The 4656-nt window shown below is 44.2% G+C and carries 5 protein-coding genes; 3 read left to right on the top strand and 2 right to left on the bottom strand.

Going from position 1 to position 4656, the window contains the following annotated elements:
- The first annotated feature begins 83 nt into the window (after positions 1-83).
- The 3 genes from WBA23_RS19355 to WBA23_RS19345 are packed head-to-tail and all read left to right on the top strand — an operon-like array spanning position 84 to position 2515.
- A complete protein-coding gene (locus WBA23_RS19355) occupies positions 84-650 on the top strand; it encodes an RNA polymerase sigma factor (protein ID WP_424583927.1) in 567 nt (188 codons plus the stop codon).
- Positions 651-652: 2 nt separating this feature from the next.
- Positions 653-1357: a hypothetical protein gene (locus WBA23_RS19350; RefSeq protein WP_424583926.1), complete on the top strand. Its 705-nt coding sequence runs from the start codon at positions 653-655 to the stop codon at positions 1355-1357.
- Between the two features lie 42 nt (positions 1358-1399).
- Positions 1400-2515 carry a hypothetical protein gene (locus WBA23_RS19345; RefSeq protein ID WP_424583925.1) on the top strand — a complete coding sequence of 372 codons (1116 nt, stop codon included), beginning with the start codon at positions 1400-1402 and terminating at the stop codon, positions 2513-2515.
- Here WBA23_RS19345 and WBA23_RS19340 read toward each other — a convergent pair.
- Both WBA23_RS19340 and WBA23_RS19335 read right to left on the bottom strand, forming a co-directional pair.
- Positions 2512-3552 carry a PorP/SprF family type IX secretion system membrane protein gene (locus WBA23_RS19340; protein WP_424583924.1) on the bottom strand — a complete coding sequence of 347 codons (1041 nt, stop codon included), beginning with the start codon at positions 3550-3552 and terminating at the stop codon, positions 2512-2514. The genes WBA23_RS19345 and WBA23_RS19340 overlap by 4 nt on opposite strands.
- Positions 3553-3579: 27 nt before the next feature.
- Positions 3580-4656 (bottom strand): PKD domain-containing protein (locus WBA23_RS19335; protein WP_424583923.1); only part of this gene is annotated, 1077 nt, incomplete at its 5' end.

The following is a 4656-nucleotide window of genomic DNA, read 5'->3' as shown; positions in this document are numbered from 1 at the left end:
AATTACAGAAGCAAAAAAATGCTGATCGCTACGCAACCAACTTTCAACTTGCGGCATCATACTGGTGAAATGCCCGATTACTTATGGGACTAACCATCTACCAAAGTCGAACCTTGAACACACTCGTTGACGGATTGCGTAAGAACGACGGTCGTTCGCAGAAAGCGGTCTACGAGCGATTTTCGCCCGTTATGTTTTCCTTGAGTTTGCGCTACGTAAAGGATTACGACAGTGCCCAAGATGTTTTACTCAAAAGTTTTATGAAAGTGTTTGATAACATTCGTCAGTATACTGGGCAGGGAAGTTTTGAGGGCTGGGTTCGGCGCATTGTGGTAAATGAGTCACTGATGCATTTACGCAAGCATAAAAATATGTCAGCAGAAGTAGATATTGAGGCAGCGAAAGATACAGCCGCTACTACGTACGATCATTTGGAGGCAGAGGAGTTGCTGCATGTGGTACAGCAGTTACCGGTAGGTTACCGCACAGTCTTTAATCTTTACGCTATTGAAGGCTATTCCCATGCCGAAATTGCTGACAGGCTTGGTATTAGCGCAGGTACTTCCAAGTCGCAACTAAGCCGGGCAAAACAATTATTAAGACAAATGCTTGATCGGATTGACCCGTCTTATCAAGATCAAATCGGATAATTATGGACGATATAGAAAAATTATTCAAAGAAAAGCTGGCTCAGCATCCGGTAGCCCCACCGCCGGGAGTTTGGGAGAAGCTTCAGCAAACCCAAGTACAAGAAAAGAAAATAGGAGCATGGTGGTGGATGGCCGCATCAATAGCCCTACTGCTATTAGCGGGAGCTGCCTTTATATTCACTCAACAACCTCCCACTACGAATGATAAGGTAGCAATAGTATTACCTAAAATACAGTCAAAGATACCGAAATTAGCTTCGGAGGATATGCCTAAACCCCTTTTGAAGCATACGCCAGAAACTGTTGCAGCTATTCCGCAAGCCGAGGTTCTCTCGCCAACAGCTACAGTTTCTCAGGTGCCAGCTTCTGAAAAAAGTCAAACAAGAGCGACTCAACGTCTAGTAAGTATTGATAAGATTGAGACTACTTCGCCGCAGGAATATCAACCCAAGGTGAACCCACTCCGCCCCGCTGCCAGGATAGCTGATGTATCGGTTCAGCCAAAAACAGCAGTAACAATTATCTATAAATCAGGGAAGGTAGATAATGAAGCGATAGAAGAACCAAACAGACCGTTAAAAAAAGCTCTTACTTTTTTTGCTGACATAAAAGAAGGTGGAGTGGGTTTCTCTGAGCTACGCTCGGCTAAATCAGAAATTATTTCTAAAGCTTTTTCCAGTAAAAGAGAACCTATGGCTGCCGAATAGTCGGAACCAATATTAATTTATTCCATTTAACCATCAATTCTTATGAAAACCATATTCAGAGTTTTGCTGACCCTGATAAGTTATGTTCTAGGGGTTGCCGCTCCAGAGGCTACTACCGCAGCAACCACTCCCTTTGTTGTTGATCCTACCGTTCAAGATACTATCATTATTCGCCTAGGTAGTGGCGAAGAGGTAATGATCATATCTGAGAGTGGTAATGAAGTAGAACTCCTAAAACAGTTTGACGTAAATGCTATACTCCGGGATCTAGACAGTAACGAAGACTCCACCAAAGTTTACGTAGAGATACAAGACCAAACCGGAAAAAAGTACGACTTTGAAGAGGATGAGGGGAATCTGTCTTTAGAAGAAAAACTAGAGCGATTGGAAGAAAAAATGAACCGCGTAGGCCGTGTAAGTAGTAACTCTACGTCATCTCCCTCCGGATCATCTTCATCTTCTCGTAGTTCTCATCGCCGCCGGTCGGGCACGCATTCTACTATAATGTTTGATTTTGGACTCAACAATTTTTTGAGTAATGGTAGATTCCCAGATGAAACCGATGAGTTATACGCCGTAAAACCGCTTGCCGCCTGGAACATTGCTTTTGGTATTACTAACTCTACCAAAATTGCTGGCCCACTGTATTTAGAATGGGGCGGAAACATTAATTGGTACAACTTCAAATTTCAGAATGACCGCACTCGCATGGTAAAGACTGATGATGGAGTGGAATTTTTTGAAGACTTAGATGTGGTAGACCCTCGCAAAAGCAAGTTTGTGGTTCCTTATCTAAATGCCCAATTTGTACCGATGTTCCACTTTGGTAAACCTAGACGAAAAGATTTCGAGCTGGGATGGGGGCAAGACTCTGGATTTTTTGTCAACAACGATAGCGAAGCGGGCTTTCGGATTGGTGTAGGCGGATACGCCGGTTACCGAATTGGTAGCCGACATAAAAATGTGTTTGTTGAAGATAACGACCGAAAGCGAGTAAAGAACCGAGTCAACTACTTCGTCAATAACTGGCGATACGGAGTACGCTTTCAGCTAGGGTTTCGTGATTTTGACTTCTACGCAAATTACGACCTGAATGAGCTTTTTGTAGAAGGTCAGGGGCCAGAACTGAATGCTTTTAGCTTTGGAATTATGTTCTAAGGCTTCCATAAATAATCGGGCATAAAGGCGGGACAAGGATTTTTCTTTACTTTTCGGCTTACTTTGCCAGGCTTAGCTTTGGTTGAAAATTGAAGTGCCAGCGATATTTCGTGCGAACCTCCCGAAGAAGCTGGCCCCAACTTAGAAACCGTAAGATCATAACTATATCCGAAAGAAAACCCGTTAATAGAAACGCCAAAAGCCATTGCCAACGCATCATGATTAATAGTGCGGGGCATGTCTCGCTGAATAGGTAGTCCCTTATACCAAACCCCTAACATTAGCATTCGGTAAAAATAGCTGAGTCCTACATCTAATTGATTGAATTTTCCCTGCTGACGATACTGAAACGAAGGATTGATACTGGAAGCCATCCGGTTACGAAATGGCCCCAGATTGATGGGGATTTTATAACCGGCGTGCACAGAGAATCGCATCGGTAGCATACTTTCTTCTTCTAACACCGATTGGTTAGGCCGATTGAGATGGTGAACCGCTATTCCTCCCCAAAATCGCTTATCGTAGATAAGTACTCCAGTACCAAAGTCAAAGTGATTTACGTTCTCTAGGTTTCGTAAGGCCGGATCGGTGCTAGGGGCATTAGGGTTGCCAAATTGTAATTGGTCAGCAAATACGAGTTTAGAATAATCTAGGCTTTGCATGGTGTAGCCAACCTGTAAGGAAGGAACCGCCTGTAAACCGCTAGTAATAGGAATTCGGTATGAATATGTGGCTCCAATACTGGTAGACTGAAGGCTGGCAGTACCCGCCCGATCATTAACTGCAATTAACCCCACACTACTAGGTGAACCTTTAATATTGTAATCGTAAGAAAAGGCGTAAGTAACAAAAGCTTTAGGCAGACTTGACCAATGATTACGATAATTAACAGCCGCCCGGTGCTGGCGGGTAGCCCCGGTGAAAGCTGGGTTCAAATAAATTGGAGAAGAGTAATACTGAGTGAACTGCGGGTCTTGAGCCCAAAGCATTTCACTGCTCATCAATAGAAATAATAAAAAGGTAAAAAATCTCAACATAACTTCATTATTCATACACTCAACCTCTTATCGAATCAACGTTACATCTCCTACTACCGTCCGTGAACCACCATCGCTGAACTTGAGTTTTACCTTGTAGACGTAAGCATCTTTCGGACACAATCTCCCTTTATAGTAGCCGTTCCAGCCGTGCGTTTTGTCAAGGCTCTCAAACATTAATTCTCCCCAGCGATTGTAGATCATCATATGAAACTCAGTTACTCCCTCAAACACCGGCAGAAAAATATCATTCTGGCCGTTGCCGCCCGTAACTTCTGAGTTGCCAGGGCCAAACGGGCTAGGGGTAAACGCATTAGGTACTTGTACCGTACCACCATCTTCAATCAGCACCGCCGATTCTACCACGATGGTATCTAGACATCCTTTATTGGATTCGGCAATCAAGGTAACGTCGTAGCTACCGGTTGTTCCGTACGTATGATTGGGGTTAAATTCGGTAGAGGTGGCTCCATCACCAAAATCCCAAAAGTAATTTTCAGCTCCCAAGCTAAGGTTAACAAAGTAGATAGGCTCGCCCAGAAAGGCCTTATCGGGACGAAAGTTGAAGAATGCCCGTGGTGTCTCGTAAACTTCTACGCTAAATTCCTTTCGCTCCACAATTGTTACGCCTGCACTATTGCTGGCTTCTAATGTAACGGTGTAAAATCCAGGTTCGTAGTAGGTGTATGCCGGATTCTCTTCGGTAGATCTACCTTCCCCCTCTCCAAAACTCCACCGGTAACTATTTGCTTCCGCGTAACGGCTTAAGTTACGGAATTGTACCGTGAGCGGACGGCACCCAGTAGGTGGTTCGTAAGCAAAGTCTACCTCGGGTAGAAAGGGTTCAACTATAATAGGTTTTACCAGAGTATCAACACAGCCTAGTACACTTTGAGCAATTAAGGTAATGTCGTAGCTACCTGTATCGGTGTACTGATGAACAGGTTCTTCTAAGGTGGAAGTAGTACCGTCGCCAAAGTCCCAGAAGTAGGTTTCGGACCGCTGACTTCGGTTGGTAAAGAAAATATCTTCATTGCGGATGTAGCGCTGGGCTAAGCGAGGTCTGAAATCCGCTTTCGGCCCCTGGGTGAGGTCAACGACAAT

The sequence above is a fragment of the Tunicatimonas sp. genome (genome assembly GCF_049647865.1).
Classification (GTDB): Bacteria; Bacteroidota; Bacteroidia; order Cytophagales; family Cyclobacteriaceae; genus Tunicatimonas.
The sequence above is the reverse complement of the archived record's forward strand: the minus strand, read 5'-3'. Positions and strand labels throughout refer to the sequence as shown.